General features: G+C 58.0%; 13 protein-coding genes and 1 pseudogene. 3 read left to right on the top strand and 11 right to left on the bottom strand.

Annotated elements, in window-relative coordinates:
* Positions 1-49: 49 nt before the first annotated feature.
* From JS46_RS05325 to JS46_RS05315, 3 genes are read right to left on the bottom strand one after another with little or no spacing between them, the layout of a single operon-like run.
* Positions 50-574 carry a DUF4865 family protein gene (locus tag JS46_RS05325; protein ID WP_033748727.1) on the bottom strand — a complete coding sequence of 175 codons (525 nt, stop codon included), beginning with the start codon at positions 572-574 and terminating at the stop codon, positions 50-52.
* Positions 571-960 carry a tautomerase family protein gene (locus JS46_RS05320; protein WP_033748726.1) on the bottom strand — a complete coding sequence of 130 codons (390 nt, stop codon included), beginning with the start codon at positions 958-960 and terminating at the stop codon, positions 571-573. Before JS46_RS05320 ends, JS46_RS05325 begins: the two co-directional genes overlap by 4 nt.
* Entirely contained in the window at positions 951-1,283 is a 333-nt protein-coding gene (locus JS46_RS05315; RefSeq protein WP_033748725.1) for a carboxymuconolactone decarboxylase family protein, read from the bottom strand. Before JS46_RS05315 ends, JS46_RS05320 begins: the two co-directional genes overlap by 10 nt.
* 101 nt (positions 1,284-1,384) lie before the next feature.
* Here JS46_RS05315 and JS46_RS22835 point away from each other — a divergent pair.
* The 3 genes and pseudogenes from JS46_RS22835 to JS46_RS05300 all read left to right on the top strand — a co-directional run bounded on the left by JS46_RS22835 (position 1,385) and on the right by JS46_RS05300 (position 5,567).
* Positions 1,385-2,258, top strand: a pseudogene (locus tag JS46_RS22835) (LysR substrate-binding domain-containing protein).
* A gap of 441 nt (positions 2,259-2,699) precedes the next feature.
* Positions 2,700-4,082: a diaminobutyrate--2-oxoglutarate transaminase gene (locus tag JS46_RS05305; protein WP_071997408.1), complete on the top strand. Its 1,383-nt coding sequence runs from the start codon at positions 2,700-2,702 to the stop codon at positions 4,080-4,082.
* 18 nt (positions 4,083-4,100) lie between these two features.
* A complete protein-coding gene (locus JS46_RS05300) occupies positions 4,101-5,567 on the top strand; it encodes an aspartate aminotransferase family protein (protein WP_033748722.1) in 1,467 nt (488 codons plus the stop codon).
* A gap of 174 nt (positions 5,568-5,741) precedes the next feature.
* Here the strand turns inward: JS46_RS05300 and JS46_RS05295 are convergent, their stop codons facing one another.
* The 8 genes from JS46_RS05295 to JS46_RS05260 form a co-directional block, all read right to left on the bottom strand.
* Positions 5,742-6,395 (bottom strand): DUF2931 family protein, encoded by a 654-nt coding sequence (locus JS46_RS05295; protein ID WP_033748720.1) that lies wholly within the window; start codon positions 6,393-6,395, stop codon positions 5,742-5,744.
* Complete coding sequence (locus tag JS46_RS05290; protein ID WP_033748718.1) at positions 6,386-8,260, bottom strand: phospholipase effector Tle1 domain-containing protein; 1,875 nt, start codon at positions 8,258-8,260, stop codon at positions 6,386-6,388. The genes JS46_RS05295 and JS46_RS05290 overlap by 10 nt, the downstream gene beginning before the upstream one ends.
* A 384-nt stretch (positions 8,261-8,644) precedes the next feature.
* Complete coding sequence (locus tag JS46_RS05285; protein ID WP_033748717.1) at positions 8,645-9,397, bottom strand: YoaK family protein; 753 nt, start codon at positions 9,395-9,397, stop codon at positions 8,645-8,647.
* Between the two features lie 221 nt (positions 9,398-9,618).
* Positions 9,619-10,299 carry a respiratory nitrate reductase subunit gamma gene (gene narI, locus JS46_RS05280; protein WP_152560673.1) on the bottom strand — a complete coding sequence of 227 codons (681 nt, stop codon included), beginning with the start codon at positions 10,297-10,299 and terminating at the stop codon, positions 9,619-9,621.
* Entirely contained in the window at positions 10,296-10,985 is a 690-nt protein-coding gene (narJ, locus tag JS46_RS05275) for a nitrate reductase molybdenum cofactor assembly chaperone (RefSeq protein ID WP_033748713.1), read from the bottom strand. Before narJ ends, narI begins: the two co-directional genes overlap by 4 nt.
* Entirely contained in the window at positions 10,985-12,520 is a 1,536-nt protein-coding gene (gene narH / locus JS46_RS05270) for a nitrate reductase subunit beta (RefSeq protein ID WP_033748711.1), read from the bottom strand. Before narH ends, narJ begins: the two co-directional genes overlap by 1 nt.
* Complete coding sequence (locus JS46_RS05265) at positions 12,517-16,251, bottom strand: nitrate reductase subunit alpha (RefSeq protein ID WP_033748709.1); 3,735 nt, start codon at positions 16,249-16,251, stop codon at positions 12,517-12,519. The genes narH and JS46_RS05265 overlap by 4 nt, the downstream gene beginning before the upstream one ends.
* Before the next feature lie 38 nt (positions 16,252-16,289).
* Entirely contained in the window at positions 16,290-17,663 is a 1,374-nt protein-coding gene (locus tag JS46_RS05260; RefSeq protein WP_033748707.1) for a NarK family nitrate/nitrite MFS transporter, read from the bottom strand.
* Positions 17,664-17,847: the final 184 nt, after the last annotated feature.

The following is a 17,847-nucleotide window of genomic DNA, read 5'->3' as shown; positions in this document are numbered from 1 at the left end:
AGATCCTGAGTGCGGCGGCGGCGGGACCAAAGATGTTAAATTTATTCTTTCAGGATGTTACCGCGTCTCGCATAGCAGGTTCACCGAGAGCGAGATAGCCGATACGATAGCCCTCTCCCGACAGCCCTTCAGCAGCGGCGAAATCGACCTGAAGCAGCGACTGGGCCGAAATATCCCAGCCGACCAGCGCCGCCTCGAGGTTTAGCGCGGCGAGATCGCTATAGGGCGCAATCGGCCTGTAATGCAGCGCCGCAAAGCGCGCGTCGCGCAGCGTCGCCATCGACGGCATTTTCACGCCCAGCCAGCTTTGAATCACTGGCCAGCCGAAATCCTGCGTCAGCCTGGCGAAGCCGGCGCTCTGCAAAAAGCGAATCATTCCGGCGCTGTCGCGCCAGAGATAGAGCGGCGCGTAGCTGTTCGCCCTCGCGCCCTCGTCGCGTCGCGCATAAAGGTAGGCCTTGAATATGAGGTCGGGAAAGCCGTCGAGCTTTGCGCCGTTTTCCGCGATGCGCCGTTCGATAATCGCCATGTCGTAATCGGCAGGCAGCGTAAAGCGATAGTGCATCAGGATCATAACGCCTCCCCGACGAGCATTTCGCCGTTGCTAAAGCTCCAGTCGCCTGCGGTGTTGAACTGGATCACCACCATCACGTCAGCGGGCCGGACAGCCAACTGTGCGGCCAGCCGCTGTGTCAGCGTGCGGCAGAACGCTGATTTCTGCGCCGCCGAGCGCGGCTTGCCGGCAAGCAGCGTAAAGAGGATGAAATCGTCGCTGCGCCTGCCGCTCAGATAGTGCGGGTCATAAATGCGCTGCGCTGCGGGCAGTTTCTCTACTATCTGAAACCGGTCATGCGCCGGGACGTCGAAGGTCTCTACCAGCGTACGGTGCAGGATGTCGGAAATCTGCGCGATACGCGCCTCGCTGGTCTGCTCGTGCAGCGTGATGCGGGTCAGCGGCATGGGCTTTCCTCCTTTGGCAAATCGCTTTCAGGCAGATAGTGCAGCGCGGTCACGGCGGCAGGCCAGCCGGCATAAAAAGCCAGATGGGTAAAGACTTCGCTGAGTTCGCTGCGGCTCAGGCCGTTTTCAGCGGCGAAGCGCATATGCCAGCCGAGCTGTTTCTCGCGTCCCAGCGCGGCCAGACATGCCAGGGTGATCAGGCTGCGTTCGCGCGGCGTCAGAATGTCGCGCTGCCAGATATCGCCAAACAGCAGGCTATTGGTGATCTCCGCCAGCTTTGGCGACGCCTGCTGAAGGGTTTCTTTGTCGAGTGTGTTGCTCATCATGGTTCCTCTTTATTTATCGCTGACCCTCAGTCTCGTCCTCTGCTACTATCCTGAAAATCAAATTATTCAGTACGCCCAATCCCGAAAAACAGGATGATATGAACAGGCTCCCGGTTTCTCTCGATATGGATGCGCTGCGCAGCTTCGTGACGGGCATCGAATGCGACAGCTTTGCGCTCGCCGCCCAGCGGCTCTGTCGATCGACCTCCGCCGTCAGCGCTCAGCTCAAAAAGCTGGAAGCGCAGTGCGGCGCCGAACTGGTAGTGAAACAGGGGCGCAAGCTGGCGCTGACGCCCGCTGGCGAAATATTGCTGAGCTACGCGCGCCGCCTGCTGGCGCTCAACGACGAAGCGCAGCGCGCCGTGCGCGGCGAACTGCTGCAAGGCGAGCTGCGTATCGGCATGCAGGAAGATTTTGGCGAATCGCTAATGCCCGCGCTGCTCAGCCAGCTCGCTGGTCAGCATCCGGGACTTAACATCACGGCGCGCATAGAGCGCAACCGCGCTCTGCGTCAGGCGGCGATAGAGAAGCAGGTGGATATTGCGCTGCTGTGGCAGCCCGAGCAGGCGCTCGACGAGAGCGATTACCTGGGGGAGTGTCCGCTGGTGTGGATAGCCTCGCCGCAGAAAGAACTCAGGACGCTGCTGGCGGGCGGCGAACCTTTACCGCTGGTGATGTTTGACGCGCCCTGCCAGATGCGATCCCGCGCCATCGCCGCGCTGGATCAGGCAGGGATTCCGTGGCGCGTGGTCTTTACCAGCCCGAGCCTGGGCGGCCGTGCAGGCGGGCCTTGGCATCACGCTGCGCTCGCCCATCGGGCTGCCGCGTAACCTGCATATCGTCGACGGGACGCTGCCTGCAGCAGGCTGTATCGGGATTACGCTGTGGCAGAACCGCAGCCTGGATGCGCAGGCGCAGCGCCTGCTGCATGATGCCGTATCCGCTGCGCTGCTTCCCTCGCTGCTGCGCTAAAAATTCCTGGTTTAAACAATTTGGTTTAAATATGTTTCCCGCACGTAAGGTTAAGCCTTTTATATAACTTAACCTTCGCGCTGCGGATTAATTTACGGCGTGATAATTTTTATCGAGTCGTTTGTTTAATACGTCAACAAAAAAGGGCTTTAATTGCCTGTTTCTTCTTCGGTTAGCGTTTTCACTGCGGTTAAGCTCACCGGCTGCGTCGAGCCTTCACACCTTCTTAACACAGGCGTCATCAGGCGCGCGCATGCTCTACGGTCAGGTCGTAAGGCAGGAAAAGTTAGTTATAAATAAACGCGAACAAATCTAAACAAAATAAAAGATTGAGCCCGAATCGCAAAAGCTCTATATTGGCCGCGCCTAAAATCAGGTAACCCGAATTTTTAACATTCATTCAACTGCGGCACAGTCGATTGCCCCGGTTGTAGGAGAGATATGATGACGGATAAAGTCCGTATTGATTCTTTAGATGCCACTTCAAACGCAAACAATGAAACCTATTTGGCCCGTCAGGCTGAGTTCGAATCAAACGTCAGAAGTTATCCCCGCAAGTTACCGTTAGCGATCACCCAGGCGAAAGGCGTATGGATCACCGACGCCGACAATAAAGAGTACCTCGACTGCCTGGCAGGCGCGGGCACGCTGGCGCTGGGTCATAATCATCCTGACGTGTTGCAGAGCATCCAAAATGTCATTACCAGCGGCTTGCCGTTACATACTCTCGATCTGACGACGCCTTTAAAAGATGCGTTCTCTGAATACCTGCTGTCGCTGCTGCCTGGCCAGGGCAAAGAGTACAAACTGCAGTTCACAGGTCCGTCCGGCGCGGACGCGGTTGAAGCGGCGATCAAGCTGGCGAAAAAAGCCACCGGCCGTTCAGGCGTTATCGCCTTCTCCGGCGGCTACCACGGCATGACTCACGGCGCGCTCTCCGTCACCGGCAACCTGTCGCCGAAAGAAGCGGTCAACGGCATGATGCCGGAAGTCCAGTTTATGCCTTACCCGCACCTCTACCGCTGCCCGCTGGGCATTGGCGGCGAAGCGGGCGTGAAAGCGCTGACCTACTACTTCGAAAATCTGATCAATGACGTGGAAAGCGGCGTACGCAAACCTGCGGCGGTGATCCTGGAAGCGGTTCAGGGCGAAGGCGGCGTGAACCCGGCGCCGGCCGAGTGGCTGCAGCGCATCCGTAAAGTGACCGAAGAGCACGGCATTCTGCTGATCATCGACGAAGTGCAGGCGGGCTTCGCGCGTACCGGCAAATTCTTCGCCTTCGAGCACGCCGGCATTCAGCCAGACATTATCGTGATGTCGAAAGCCGTTGGCGGCGGCCTGCCGCTTGCCGTGCTGGGCATTAAAAAGCAGTTCGACGCCTGGGCGCCGGGTCACCATACCGGCACCTTCCGCGGCAACCAGCTGGCGATGGCCACCGGCCTCACCACGCTGAAGATCCTTAAAGAGCAGAACATCGCCGACAAAGTGGCGCAGCAAGGCGAGTGGCTGAAAGGCAAACTGGCCGAGATGCAACAGCGCTTCCCGGTTATCGGTCACGTACGCGGCCTGGGCCTGATGATCGGCATCGAGATCGTCAAGCCGAATGAAGCTAAAGATCAGCTGGGCTGCTATCCGGCGGACGGCGACCTCTCTGCGCTGCTGCAGAAGAAGTGCTTTGAAGCGGGCCTGATCCTCGAGCGCGGCGGCCGTCACGGCTGCGTGCTGCGTCTGCTGCCTTCCCTGCTGATCACCAACCAGGAGCTGGAAGTGTTCCTCGACAAGTTCGAGCAGGCGCTGCTGGCCGCTGGCGTGCAGCCGGTTTAAGTGGAGCGGAATGCGATCATGTCTGAATTAAATCCGATCCTGGCGGGCTCGGCGCAGAGCATCGAAGCCTATCAGCAGGTTATCGAGCAGAGCAGCAAAGCCGTCGTCGAATGGCTGAAGCAGCCTGAAATGTATCAGGGCAAAACCGTCGCGGAACTGCGCGAGCGTATTGCGCTGGACTTCAATCCGACCGGCCTGGGCAACCAGGCCGCCATCGAGCGCGCGGTCGAGTTCTTCCTCAAAGATAGCCTGGCGGTGCATCACCCGCAGTGCGTGGCGCATCTTCACTGCCCGAGCCTGGTGGTAAGCCAGGCGGCGGAAGTGCTGATCAACGCTACCAACCAAAGCATGGACTCCTGGGATCAGAGCCCGTCGGCGACCATCATCGAGATGAAGCTGATCGAGTGGCTGCGCGCCCAGGTCGGCTATGAAGCGGGTGACGCGGGCGTGTTCACCAGCGGCGGCACTCAGAGCAACCTGATGGGCCTGATGCTGGCGCGCGACGCGTTCTTTGCGCGTCAGGGCCACTCTGTTCAGCAGGATGGCCTGGTGGGCGACCTGCGTAAGCTGAAGGTCTTCTGCTCCGAAAACGCCCACTTCTCCGTACAGAAGAATATGGCGCTGCTCGGCCTGGGCTACCAGTGCGTGACCCAGGTGAAAACCGACGAATATGCCCGTATGGACGTCACCGATCTGGCAGAGAAGATCGCCCAGGCGAAAGCCAACGGCGATCAGATCCTGGCGATTGTCGCTACCGCAGGCACCACCGACGCCGGCGCTATCGATCCGCTGCGCGACATCGCCGCGCTGGCGGCCCAGAATAATATCTGGGTGCACGTCGATGCGGCATGGGGCGGCGCGCTGCTGCTGTCGGAGAAATATCGCGACTATCTGGACGGCCTTGAGCTGGTGGATTCCGTCACCCTGGACTTCCATAAGCAATATTTCCAGACCATCAGCTGCGGCGCGTTCCTGCTGAAAGACGCGGCGAACTACGAGCTGATGCGTTATCAGGCGGCGTACCTGAACTCTGAGTTCGACGAAGAGGCGGGCGTGCCGAACCTAGTGTCCAAATCGCTGCAGACCACGCGCCGTTTCGACGCGCTGAAACTGTGGATGGGTCTGGAAGCGCTGGGGCAGAAACAGTACGCGGCGATCATCGATCACGGCGTCACCCTCGCCCAGCAGGTCGCGAAATATATCAGCGCCCATCCGCTGCTGGAGCTGGTGATGAAGCCGCAGCTGGCGAGCGTGCTCTTCCGCTTCCACCCGGAAAGCGGCTGTCACGATCTGGCGGAAACCGCGCTGCTGAACCAGCGCATCGGCGACGCGCTGCTGGAATCGGGCCGCGCCAACGTCGGCGTGACCGAGCACAACGGCGTGACCTGCCTGAAGCTGACGCTGCTTAACCCGACCGTGACGCTGGAAGATGTAAAAGTCCTGCTGGCGCTGGTTGAGAAAACCGCGAAGCCGCTGGTAGGCTAACGGTCTGAGACGCAAAAAAAGCCGGTAACCCAGTTACCGGCTTTTTTATTGTCGCTATGCGGAGCAGGCAACGCAGACGCCTGCTAAATGATACAAATCAGTGTAAAAAACGCCCAATGATTCACCAGGCAGCCTTAAAGTATTCTGAGTTGATCCCTGGCTTTAAAAGATGGGTTACCAGATTCCATACGGATAAACCTTCCCCTTAATAAAATCTTTTATGTCTTTGTCATACCCATAAGAGAAATCACTCCTGGTGACCCCTTTGCAAATCTGCAATTGATCCCCGGAGAGAGTAGTTAGATCTGACGGCATTACGCGGTAATTAGTCTCAAACCCTATCCCCTCCAACCAGACAGCAACTTTGCCTTCCGGAGCCAGACCAATTTGCACGGTGTCGTAGGTGTTATGATAGGGATCACTTTTCCCGCTGGGGCTACGCATCTTTTCCACCATGTCGTCAGGCAGGGTCAGGTAGGTTTCATAAACCTTTTTATCTATCACCGAGTCCCAGCAGAAGAAAAATTGCTTTGGGGGAGATTTGACGCGATTCCAGTGTCCTCCTGGTGCCCGATCACGATCGTTCCATTCCCCTGTAACGTTAGGCATATCCGGGGTACTGTTCAACGTAATAAACCGGGATACTCCACCGTCAGCATCAAGAATAACGGCGAATGTCACCTTTGCAGGGAGCGCCTTTGGCGTGAAAAAGTTAAATTTCCACTCTGTCGGCACATTGCTTTTGCCGGATGTATCGGCCTGGTCACTACCGTGGCAGGCCGTCAGAACGAATACTGTAAACAATCCGGCCAGATGCGTTATTTCCATATTTTATTTCCTTCCATATCGTAAACCGTACGCTGCCAGCGTTCGTCTGGTCGATTTGTGAACGCCACCAGTTTTGCCGGGCTGACCGCGCCGCTTATCTTCCCTTGTCTATCCCTCATCACGCTGTTCCAGTTAGCCGAGCAGTGGATATATTTTTTGGCCAGCATCAGAATTTCAGGCGTTGTAAAGCCGGGAGCAGTCCGACCGCTGCGAACCGCACGTCCCATCATAATTGCTTTTTCGCATACTCTGTTGAGTTCTGAATGGAATTTAAGCTCTGTATTAGTTTCTCGGACAGGCTTAAACACAACGCCAGCATCCTGTGCAGCATCAAGCATCACTCTTAGTACCACCTTCGACCAGTCGTTGCGCATCGGCCGGTCGATAACCAGCGCGGCCCCGCTGCGTTTCTGCAAAGCGCCGTAACGGTCAGCGGCCATCCTGTCGTCATGCCAGGTATCAATATTCACATCCACCGCATTCAGCAGCGGCGCTATCGCCGGATAGCCATTCATCGCTTTAAGCTGCTCACAGGTCTGTCGGTAAACCCGTGTTTGTGTATCGGGCGTGGAAAGAGAAACGGCTTCAAACACCGGCCGGGTAAGGAAACAGGCCTCGTGCTCGTCAGGGTTGTAACCGCCGCCGATATCGGAGTGCGCGCCGGGCAGAGCCAGCTCCGGCCACGCCGGTTTTACGCTGTTCAGGGCAAAGTTGAACCGACATTCGTGCTGCGCGGTGATATGAAACACCTTCTCCGCGACGCCCGGACGCAGAGCCAGATTGACATCGCCGCTATCGGCGCTGTGGGGATTCAGGCCGTTGACCGGCGTGCCGATGGCCGCCACCGTATCGAACAAGCCCAGAAAGCGGGTTTTACCGCCGGGCGTACCGGCATATTCGGTACCACTCAGCCCGGATTGAATCGCCATGATAATCCCGCTGTCCTGACGGAATATCCTGTTGGCAAAATGTCTCGCCGCAGCCGCTCCACGGCTGAAGCCAAAAATATCGAACTGAAGCTCTTTAATTACGCTGGAACGAGCATCGCTATATTTAGCCAGATACCCGCTAATGGCCTCAGCTAGCATTGCCACCGCCATGTTGGTCTTCTGGATTACGCCGGTATCACCTCGGCCGGTTATTATCCCGAAAGTGCTGTCGCCCTTACCATATTCCGTGCCAATACCTTCGATATAAATAGCCTGCTGCCCTTCTCCTTCAGCGGGCGGAATGTCCTGGTTATATAAAGTATTGAGCCAGTAGACGTTGGTATAATAACCAAGATGACTGCCAGCTGCCGTATTGCTGTAGCCGTATTTTAAACGAACACACTGAACCTGAGCAGAGCGGGCGTCCGCATCATTCATTTTAAAATGCTCACCAGTACAGGCAGCCAGACGATCGGAGGTATTTGCTGCATTGTTTCCGGTACCATCGAAGAACACGCCGATGGTCAGCGTAATTTCCCGTTTCTTCTTCGCCGGCTGAGCACGCTGTTCCGGTTCTGACTGCCGCGCTTTTCGCTTCGCCGTCACTGCCCGTTCTGCGACACGACCGGCGTTACAGTCGCTTTCGTAGGTGTACGTCTGGACGGATGGTATAAACCGGGCGCGACACGGGCAGGAGCTGTAGCTGTCCAGCGAACCCGCCCACTCTTTTACGGCACCATTGACCGAATAGGTGTCTCCCATGCCGCCACATACGCGAAACCGTCCCTCATGCTTGCCACAGGTTACCGGGTCGCCAGCCCTGACCTGCTGCCTGATAATACCGCCGGTTTCGTAGGTGTCGTCAGGCGCGCCGGAAAGTATGCGTCCCCCACAGGTGGTTTTATCCAGGTGATACAAAAAAAATCCCTTTGCCATAATCCCTCATAAAACAGGTGTCCATACGCATTGGCATAATACATTAATCGTGACCTGACCCAAATTTTTTGCTTTATATTCTGTTAATGTCCAGGCATCTCAAGGCTGTATTGATAAGGGGCAATGCCTGAAATCGGGGTTTTATTCTGGCATCCATGTTGAATAAATACTCAAGTCTTGCGTGTTTTTTACAGTAATTTTACAGGTTTTATTTTTTAGCAGACGGTTATGTCTTATTTAAATCCATAAATAGATTGTTAAGGGTAAATAAGACGGTATTAATGAACGATTCGGATAGCGATAGACTTTCCTGAAAATTATTGGCCTCTATTGAAATGACCACATTAAGAAAAGGTATCGCTATACAATTTTATAGTTAGTTAATCATTTAACATCGCGCGCATGAACCATCGATGTTCGCCTTACCCTCATCAGCGTCAACGCCATCGACGTCACCGCCAGCAGAATCAGCACCGCGCTCAGCGCCGCCATGGCGTGAAAACCCGCCACGCGAAACAGCCAGAGCCCGGCAATGCCGCCGCCGAGAAAAGAGAAAATCGTCGTCAGGTGCGTTTTGAGCTGCTTCTTTTGCGCATGCGCATTTTTCGACGGGTCGCGGCGCAGCATGGCGCTGATGACCGAGGCGAGCGAAATGCCGGCATCGGTCAGCGTGCCGGTGATATGCGTTGCGCGCACGCGCCCGTTAGATAATTGCGTCGAGGTGGAGTTATGCACGCCCATCAGAAAACCGAGCAGCACCAGCACTTCACGGTTATTGCCGGAAGAGTAGAAAAAGATCTCAAACAGCGAGAGACACAGCAGCGCAATCCCTTCTGCGACTAACACCTGACAGAAAATGGTGCGCAGATTGTGTTTCAGACCGGCGATGACCGCCAGTCGGGCGGTTACCGCGCCCGCGACGAAGGCCAGCAGCAGACAGCCGAGAAAGGTGAGATCGCGCAGATCGCTGTTATTGACTTCGCTGGAAAGCTGCGACGTATTGCCCGACATATGAGAGGGAAAAAAACCAAACGCGCCTAATGCCATCGCATTCAGCAAACCGGCCGCCGTCGCCAGCCAGACAGCAAGATAACGGTCTTCCGTATGAGATCGCTCTCGCTTCATTTTTATCAACATGCACGCTTCACCTTTTTATTATTACCTGAGCTTAAGCGTAGGGAGAAATGCGATCCTTGTCACAGGGCCTAATCTAAAAGAGTTAATAAAAATGTTAAGTAACTTAAACAAAGCGGTGTTGCTTCAGTTACTGTAAAGACGTGACAGTGTTACGGAAAAGTCAATCAGCGGCGGGAGCAAAAGTGCGCCAGCCTCAGGCTGGGCTGGCGCAGAAGGAAGCATCAGCGACGGGCACGCACCACCTGGTAACGGCGGGTAAAATATTCCACCGGCGCGCTCCAGACGTGAACCAGCCGCGTGAACGGAAACACCAGGAAAATGGTCATGCCGAGGATCAGGTGCACGCGGTAAATCCACTCTACCCCATCCAGCCAGCGCGAAGCGTTGCCCTGGAAAGTCACGATCGCCTGCGCCCAGCCCACCAGCTTCATCATGCCCACCCCGTCGAGGTGATGCATGGAGAAGAGAATCGACGTCAGGCCCAGCGTGCACTGCACCACCAGAATGCCGAGGATAACAATATCGGCGCGCGTCGAGGTGGCGCGAATGCGCGGGTTAAGCAGACGACGCTTCAGCAGCAGGAAGCCGCCGACCAGCGTCATGATGCCGAACACGCCGCCCGCGCCCATAGCGATTTTCTGCTTGGTGGCGATAGCGAGGAACGGTTCATACATCCAGTGCGGCGTCAGCAGACCGAACAGATGGCCGAAGAAGATGCCGAGAATGCCGATATGAAACACGTTCGACGCGAAGCGCATGCCTTTTTTGTCCAGCATCTGGCTGGATGAGGCGCGCCAGGTGTACTGGCCATAGTCGTAACGCAGCCAGCTCCCTATCAGGAACACGGTGCCGCACAGGTAGGGATAGATATCAAAGAACAACACGTTTAAATAGTGCATCAGGCTGTTCCTCCAGCGGAGAGATCGAGATATTGCGGCGCGGTGTCGTGGCAGAAGCGCCGCTGATGTTGCTGTTGCGCCGAGCTGTCGCAGGCGCTGTCGTCGATAAACTTCACCTGTTCCTCCTCCCAGACCGCATCCATGGCGGCCGGGGTATCGTCGCGCGTCTCGCTGGCGACCTGCACCGCCACGCTTTCGCTGCTCAGCGGACTGTTTGCTACCTTCAGCAGCGTGTCGAACAGATCGCTAAAGTCGCTGCCGCGCTCTTTTAGACGGCCGCCAATCAGCGCCAGAATCGGCGCCACGTCCAGCAGGCCCTGCTGCGCCTCCGCTTCCGGCTGCATGCTGAGGTATTCCAGATAGAGCGGCAGATAGTCCGGCAGTTCGCGGCAGTTCAGCTCCAGTCCGGCGCGCTCATACTGCGCCATCAGATCGACCATCGCCTGACCGCGATCGCGCGACTCCGCGTGCACATGCTCGAACAGCAGCAGCGACGTGGCGCGGCCGCGTTCGAACAGCGCGCACCATTCCGCCTGCATATCGAGCGGCGGCGTGCCGAAGTAGCGGTCGATAAAAGGCAGCAGCGCGGGATGCTGCGCGCTGACCCGCTCGCGCAGCTCATCCTGATGCTCCCAGAGCGTCTCGTCGGGATACTCCAGCAGCAGGGCAACTACTTTAATCAGCGCCATTATTCGCCTCCCGCGTTGTCGCCGATATTGATCGCGTCGATACGGCGGCTGTTGAACAGGTTGAATTTGGTGTCGTTGCCGTGGCAGCCGTCGCCAAAGGTAAAGCCGCAACCGTTGCGTTCCGGGAAGGCCTCGCGCGCCAGCTCGCGATGGCTGCTCGGGATCACGAAACGGTCTTCGTAGTTGGCGATCGCCAGATAGCGATACATCTCCTCGACCTGCGCTTCGCTCAGGCCCACCTCGTCGATAGCGCGGGTATCGGTGACCCCGTCGACGTTCTGCGCGCGTTTATAGTGGCGCATTGCCATCATGCGCTTCAGCGCGCGCAGCACCGGCGCGGTGTCGCCAGCAGTCAGCAGGTTGGCCAGGTACTGCACCGGAATACGCAGGCTTTCCACGTCCGGCAGCACGCTGCTCTGCGACACCAGCCCGCCCGCGTCGACCACCGACTGAATCGGCGACAGCGGCGGCACATACCAGACCATCGGCAGCGTGCGATATTCCGGATGCAGCGGAAGCGCCAGCTTCCAGTCCATCGCCAGCTTCCACACCGGCGACGCCTGCGCGGCGTCGATAACGCTTTGCGGAATGCCCTGCTTCAGCGCCTCTTCAATCACTTTCGGATCGCGGGGATCGAGGAAAACGTCGCACTGGCGCTGGTAGAGATCGGTTTCATGCTCGGTGCTGGCCGCTTCGGCGATTTTATCGGCGTCATAGAGCAGCACGCCAAGGTAACGGATACGGCCAACGCAGGTTTCCGAACAGACCGTCGGCATGCCCGATTCGATGCGCGGATAGCAGAAGATGCACTTCTCCGACTTGCCGCTTTTCCAGTTGAAGTAGATCTTTTTGTATGGGCAGCCGCTGACGCACAGGCGCCAGCCGCGGCACTTGTCCTGATCGATCAGGACGATGCCGTCCTCTTCGCGCTTGTAGATGGCGCCGCTCGGACAGGTGGCCGCACAGGCGGGATTGAGACAGTGCTCGCACAGGCGCGGCAGATACATCATGAAGGTGTTTTCGAACTGGCCGTACATCTCCTTCTGCATCGCGTCGAAGTTTTTATCCGCCGAACGCTTGCTGAACTCGCCGCCGAGGATCTCTTCCCAGTTTGGGCCGCCGTTGATTTTGTCCATGCGCTGGCCGCTGATCAGCGAGCGCGGGCGCGCCGTCGGCTGGCTCTTACCCGCTTTAGCGGTGTGCAGATGCTGATAGTCGAAGGTAAAAGGCTCGTAGTAGTCGTCGATGCCCGGCACCACCGGGTTGGCGAAGATTTTCATCATCACCGAAGAGCGACTGCCGAGGCGCGGCACCAGCCGTCCCTTGATATTGCGGATCCAGCCGCCGCGCCATTTTTCCTGATCTTCCCAGGCGTGGGGATAGCCGACGCCGGGTTTGCTTTCTACGTTATTGAACCAGGCGTATTCCATCCCTTCGCGGCTGGTCCAGACGTTTTTACAGGTGACGGAACAGGTATGACAGCCGATACACTTATCGAGGTTCAACACCATGCCGACCTGAGAGCGGATTTTCATTTTGTCGCCTCCTGTACCTGATCGCGGCCTTCGTCATCCAGCCAGTTCACCTTGTTCATCTTGCGTACCATGATAAATTCGTCGCGGTTAGAGCCGACGGTGCCGTAGTAGTTGAAGCCGTACGCCAGCTGGGCGTAGCCGCCGATCATATGCGTCGGTTTCGGGCAGGCGCGCGTGACCGAGTTATGGATGCCGCCGCGCTGGCCGGTTATCTCTGAACCCGGAATGTTCATCAGACGTTCCTGCGCGTGATACATCATGGTCATGCCCGCCGGAACGCGCTGGCTGACTACCGCGCGCGCCGTCAGCGCGCCGTTGGCGTTGAACACCTCAATCCAGTCGTTATCTTCGATACCCAGCTCTTTGGCGTCGGTTTCACTCATCCAGACGATAGGACCGCCGCGCGAAAGGGTCAGCATCAGCAGGTTTTCGCTGTAGGTAGAGTGAATGCCCCATTTCTGGTGCGGCGTCAGGAAGTTGAGCGCCTTCTCCGGGAAACCGTTAGAGGGAATATGCTCCAGGTTCTGCACGCTGCGCGTATCGACCGGCGGCCGGTAGGCGCAGAACGCTTCGCCGAAGGCGCGCATCCAGGGGTGATCCTGATAGAGCTGCTGGCGGCCGGAGAGCGTGCGCCATGGGATCAGCTCATGCACGTTGGTGTAGCCGGCGTTATAGGAGACATGTTCATCTTCCAGACCTGACCAGGTCGGGCTGGAGATGATTTTGCGCGGCTGCGCCTGAATATCGCGGAAGCGGATCTTCTCCTCTTCCTTCGGTCGCGCCAGATGCGTATGGTCGCGGCCGGTGAATTCGCCCAGCGCCTGCCAGGCTTTCACCGCCACCTGACCGTTGGTTTCCGGCGCCAGCGTCAGAATCACTTCGGCGGCGTCGATAGCGCTGTTGATCATCGGCTGACCTTTGGCGACGCCATCTGCTTTGGTGTAGTTCAGACGGCGCAGCAGGTCGACCTCCTTATCGGTGTTCCAGCTGATGCCTTTGCCGCCGTTGCCCAGTTTCTCCAGCAGCGGTCCAACCGAGGTAAAGCGTTCATAGACGGCGGGATAGTCGCGCTGCACGCTGATAATCTGCGGCGCGGTCTGGCCGGGGATCAGATCGCATTCGCCTTTTTTCCAGTCGCGCACCTCGCCTGCCGCCAGTTCGCCGGGAGAGTCGTGCTGCAGCGGCTGCAGCACCACGTCGGTTTCCTCGCCGAGATGGCCGACGCAGAGTTCTGAGAAGGTTTTCGCGATGCCTTTATAAATTTCCCAGTCGCTTTTGGATTCCCAGGCGGGATCGACCGCGGCGGAAAGCGGATGAATAAACGGATGCATATCCGAGGTATTCATATCGTCTTTCTCATACCAGGTGGCGGTCGGCAGCACGATATCGGAGAAGAGACAGGTGCTGGACATGCGGAAATCGAGCGTCACCAGCAGGTCGAGCTTGCCTTCCAGCGCTTCGCCGCGCCACTCCAGCTCTTCCGGGCGATCCTGCTCATCGCTGATCGGTTCGCCCTGAATGCCGCTCTCGGTGCCGAGCAGATAGCGCAGCATATACTCGTGCCCTTTGCCCGAGGAGCCGAGCAGGTTCGAGCGCCAGATAAACATGTTGCGCGGATGGTTGCCGCCGTTATCGGGATCTTCGCACGCCATGCGCAGCTTGCCGGACTTCAGCGCCTCAACGGTCCACGCCTGCTCGGACTGGCCTGCGCGTTTCGCCTCTTCGGCGATGCGCAGCGGGTTAATGCCGAGCTGCGGCGAGGATGGCAGCCAGCCCATGCGTTCGGCGCGCACGTTGAAGTCGATCAGCTGGCCGCTGAACTGGCTGGCGTCGGCGAGCGGCGACAGCAGTTCGCTGACCTGCAGCTTCTCGAAGCGCCACTGGCTGGCATGGTTATAAAAGTACGAAGTACTGTTCATCTGGCGCGGCGGACGGTTCCAGTCCAGCGCGAAGGCCAGCGGCGTCCAGCCGGTTTGCGGACGCAACTTCTCCTGACCGACATAGTGCGCCCAGCCGCCGCCGGTCTGACCGACGCAGCCGCAGAACACCAGCATATTGATCAGCCCACGGTAGTTCATGTCCATGTGATACCAGTGGTTCATGCCGGCGCCGACGATAATCATCGAGCGGCCATGCGTTTTGTGCGCCGTTTCGCCGAATTCGCGCGCGATTTTTTCAATCTGGCTGCGCGGCACGCCGCAAATCTGCTCCGCCCAGGCGGGCGAATAGGCGCGCACTTCGCTGTAGTCGCGCGCGCAGTTGGCATCTTCGAGACCGCGGTCGAGCCCGTAGTGGGCCAGCGTTAAATCGTAAACCGAGGCGACCGGCAGCTCGCGGCCGTCGGCCAGCGTCAGCATTTTCACCGGCACTTTATGCAGCAGCACCTCTTCCTGCTTCACATGACGGAAATGCGGGTTCTCAATGCCGCCAAAGTAAGGAAAGGCGACATCCATCACCGCATCGCGCCGGTCGAGCAGCGAGAGCGTCAGCTGCGTCGGCGTGCCTGCCGCTTTCGGTTCGAGGTTCCATTTGCCCTTTTCGCCCCAGCGGAAGCCGATGGAACCGTTCGGCGCAACCAGTTCGCCCTCCTGGTTATAGGCGACGGTTTTCCACTGCGGATTATTCTCTTCGCCCAGGTTATCGGCCAGATCCGCCGCGCGCAGCTGTCGTCCGGGCACATAGCTGCCGTCTTCGCGCGGCTCAAGCAGCACCAGCATCGGCATGTCGGTGTAATGACGCGCGTAGTTAAGGAAGTAGTCGCTGGGGTTTTTCAGGTGAAACTCGTTCAGGATGACGTGGCCCATCGCCATCGCCAGCGCGCTGTCGGTGCCCTGCTTCGGTGCCAGCCACTGGTCGCACAGCTTGGCCACTTCTGAATAGTCCGGCGTGATCGCGACCGTTTTGGTGCCTTTGTAGCGCACTTCGGTAAAGAAGTGGGCGTCTGGGGTACGCGTCTGCGGCACGTTGGAGCCCCAGGCGATAATGTAGTTGGAGTTGTACCAGTCGGCGGATTCCGGCACGTCGGTCTGCTCGCCCCAGGTCATCGGCGAGGCGGGCGGCAGATCGCAATACCAGTCGTAAAAGCTCAGGCAGGTGCCGCCGATCAGCGACAGATAGCGCGTGCCTGCCGCATAGGAAACCATCGACATGGCCGGGATCGGCGAGAAGCCGGCAATACGGTCGGGGCCGTAGTTTTTGATAGTCCAGATGTTGGCGGCGGCGATCAGCGGGTTCAGCTCTTGCCAGCTGGCGCGCACGAAACCGCCACGGCCGCGCTGTGATTTATAGGTCTTACTCTTTTCGCTATCCGCCATAATGGCGTTCCAGGCGTCGACCGGATCGCTGTGCTGCGCCCGCGCCTCGCGCCACATCTCCAGCAGCACCTTGCGCACCAGCGGATATTTCAGCCGGTTGGCGCTGTAGAGATACCACGAGTAGCTCGCGCCGCGCGGGCAGCCGCGCGGCTCGTGATTAGGCAGGTCGGGACGCGTGCGCGGATAGTCGGTCTGCTGCGTCTCCCAGGTGACCAGGCCGTTTTTAACGTAGATCTTCCAGCTGCAGGAGCCGGTGCAGTTTACGCCGTGGGTGGAACGCACGATTTTGTCATATTGCCAGCGCTGCCGGTAACTCTCTTCCCAGTCGCGGTTGGTGTTATAGACCTGACCGTGCCCCTCTGCGAAGCTGTCGCCTTTCTGTTTGAAATAGCGGAAGCGGTCGAGAAGTTTGCTCATTGCGCATCTCCAGTATGGTTAGTGCTCATATGCTCTGCTTAGTTGTTATTGGTTTTGCGACGGCCATACAGCAGCCAGGTCAACAGCAGACAGACGATATAAAAGACCAGAAAAATTTTCATAGCGCCGACGGGCGAACCGGTGAGGGTCAGCGAGGTGCCGAACGCTTTCGGGATAAAGAAGCCGCCGACCGCGCCCAGCGCGGAGATAAAGCCCAGCGCGGCGGCGGTGTCGGTGACGGCGGCGTGCTGCGCCTCTTCCTTGCTGTGGCCTTTGGCGGTCATGCGATCCAGCGTGATCTGACGGAAGATCACCGCGATCATCTGGAAGGTCGAGCCGCTGCCGAGGCCGGCGGTCAGGAACAGACCCATAAACACCACGTAGAAGCTCAGGAAAGAGCCGGCGACGCTGCCAGGCAGGGTCAGGAACAACAGCGCGGAGAAAAGCGTCATCAGCATAAAGTTGATCGCCGTAACGCGCACACCGCCGAATTTGTCAGAGAGAAAACCGCCCGCCGACCGCGCCAGCGCGCCGAGGAAGGGGCCGAAAAAGGCGAGATGAATAATGTCTACCTGCGGGTACTGCGTTTTCGCCAGCATGGCGAAGCCCGCCGAGAAGCCGATAAACGAGCCGAAAGTAGCGAGGTAGAGCAGCCCGAGCGTCCAGAGATGCCCCTGCTTCAGCACCGGCAGCTGTTCCCGCAGCGAGGCGCGCATGCCGGCGATATCGTTCATGCCACCCCAGGCGGCGATCGAAGCCAGCGCCAGCAGCGGCACCCAGATCCACGCGGCGTTGGCGAGCCAAATCTGGCTGCCATCCTCCAGCGTCGCGCCGCCCACGAAGAACGGCACTACGATAATCAGCGGCGCGACCAGCTGCATCACGCTGACGCCCAGGTTGCCGAGGCCGCCGTTAATGCCTAGCGCCGAGCCCTGCTTACTTTTGGGAAAGAAAAGGCTGATGTTGCCCATGCTTGAGGCGAAGTTAGCGCCCGCCAGACCGCAGAACAGCGAAATGACGATAAACACGCCGTAGGGGGTTGCCGGATTCTGCACCGCGAAGCCGAGCCAGACGCAGGGAATGATCAGCACGGCGGTGCTGATCACCGTCCAGAGACGGCCGCCGACCACCGGCACGACAAAAGAGTAAGGCACGCGGAACAGCGCGCCGGAGAGTGAAGGCAATGCGGTCAGCAAGAACAGCTGATCGACGGTGAAGTTAAATCCTACCCGATTCAGGTTGACGGCGACGGTGCTAAACAGCATCCAGACGCAGAAGGCGAGCAGCAGCGCGCAGACGGAGATAATGAGGTTACGCCGGGCGATATGTTTGCCGCGGCTTTCCCAAAATTGTTGATTTTCAGGCGCCCAGTTTTCAAGCGCGCCGTGCCCGGAATGAGGTTTTACGCTCACATATCCTCCCAATAAGCAGCAGACGGATCGCTCCCGCTGTCTGCGAGTAGTAATTAAAAAGTAATAAATGAGAAACCGAATAAATCCGTATTAATACGAATCTGAATGTAATCAGATGACGACGCCGAATCAGCTTTGCCCTTTTTAAAGAAATACGGATGCTATTCAGGCGCCGTTATTTGGC

The organism is Pantoea sp. NGS-ED-1003 (assembly GCF_000738765.1).
GTDB classification, from domain to species: domain Bacteria; phylum Pseudomonadota; class Gammaproteobacteria; order Enterobacterales; family Enterobacteriaceae; genus Pantoea; species Pantoea septica.
This window is presented reverse-complemented; position numbering and strand designations above follow the sequence as displayed.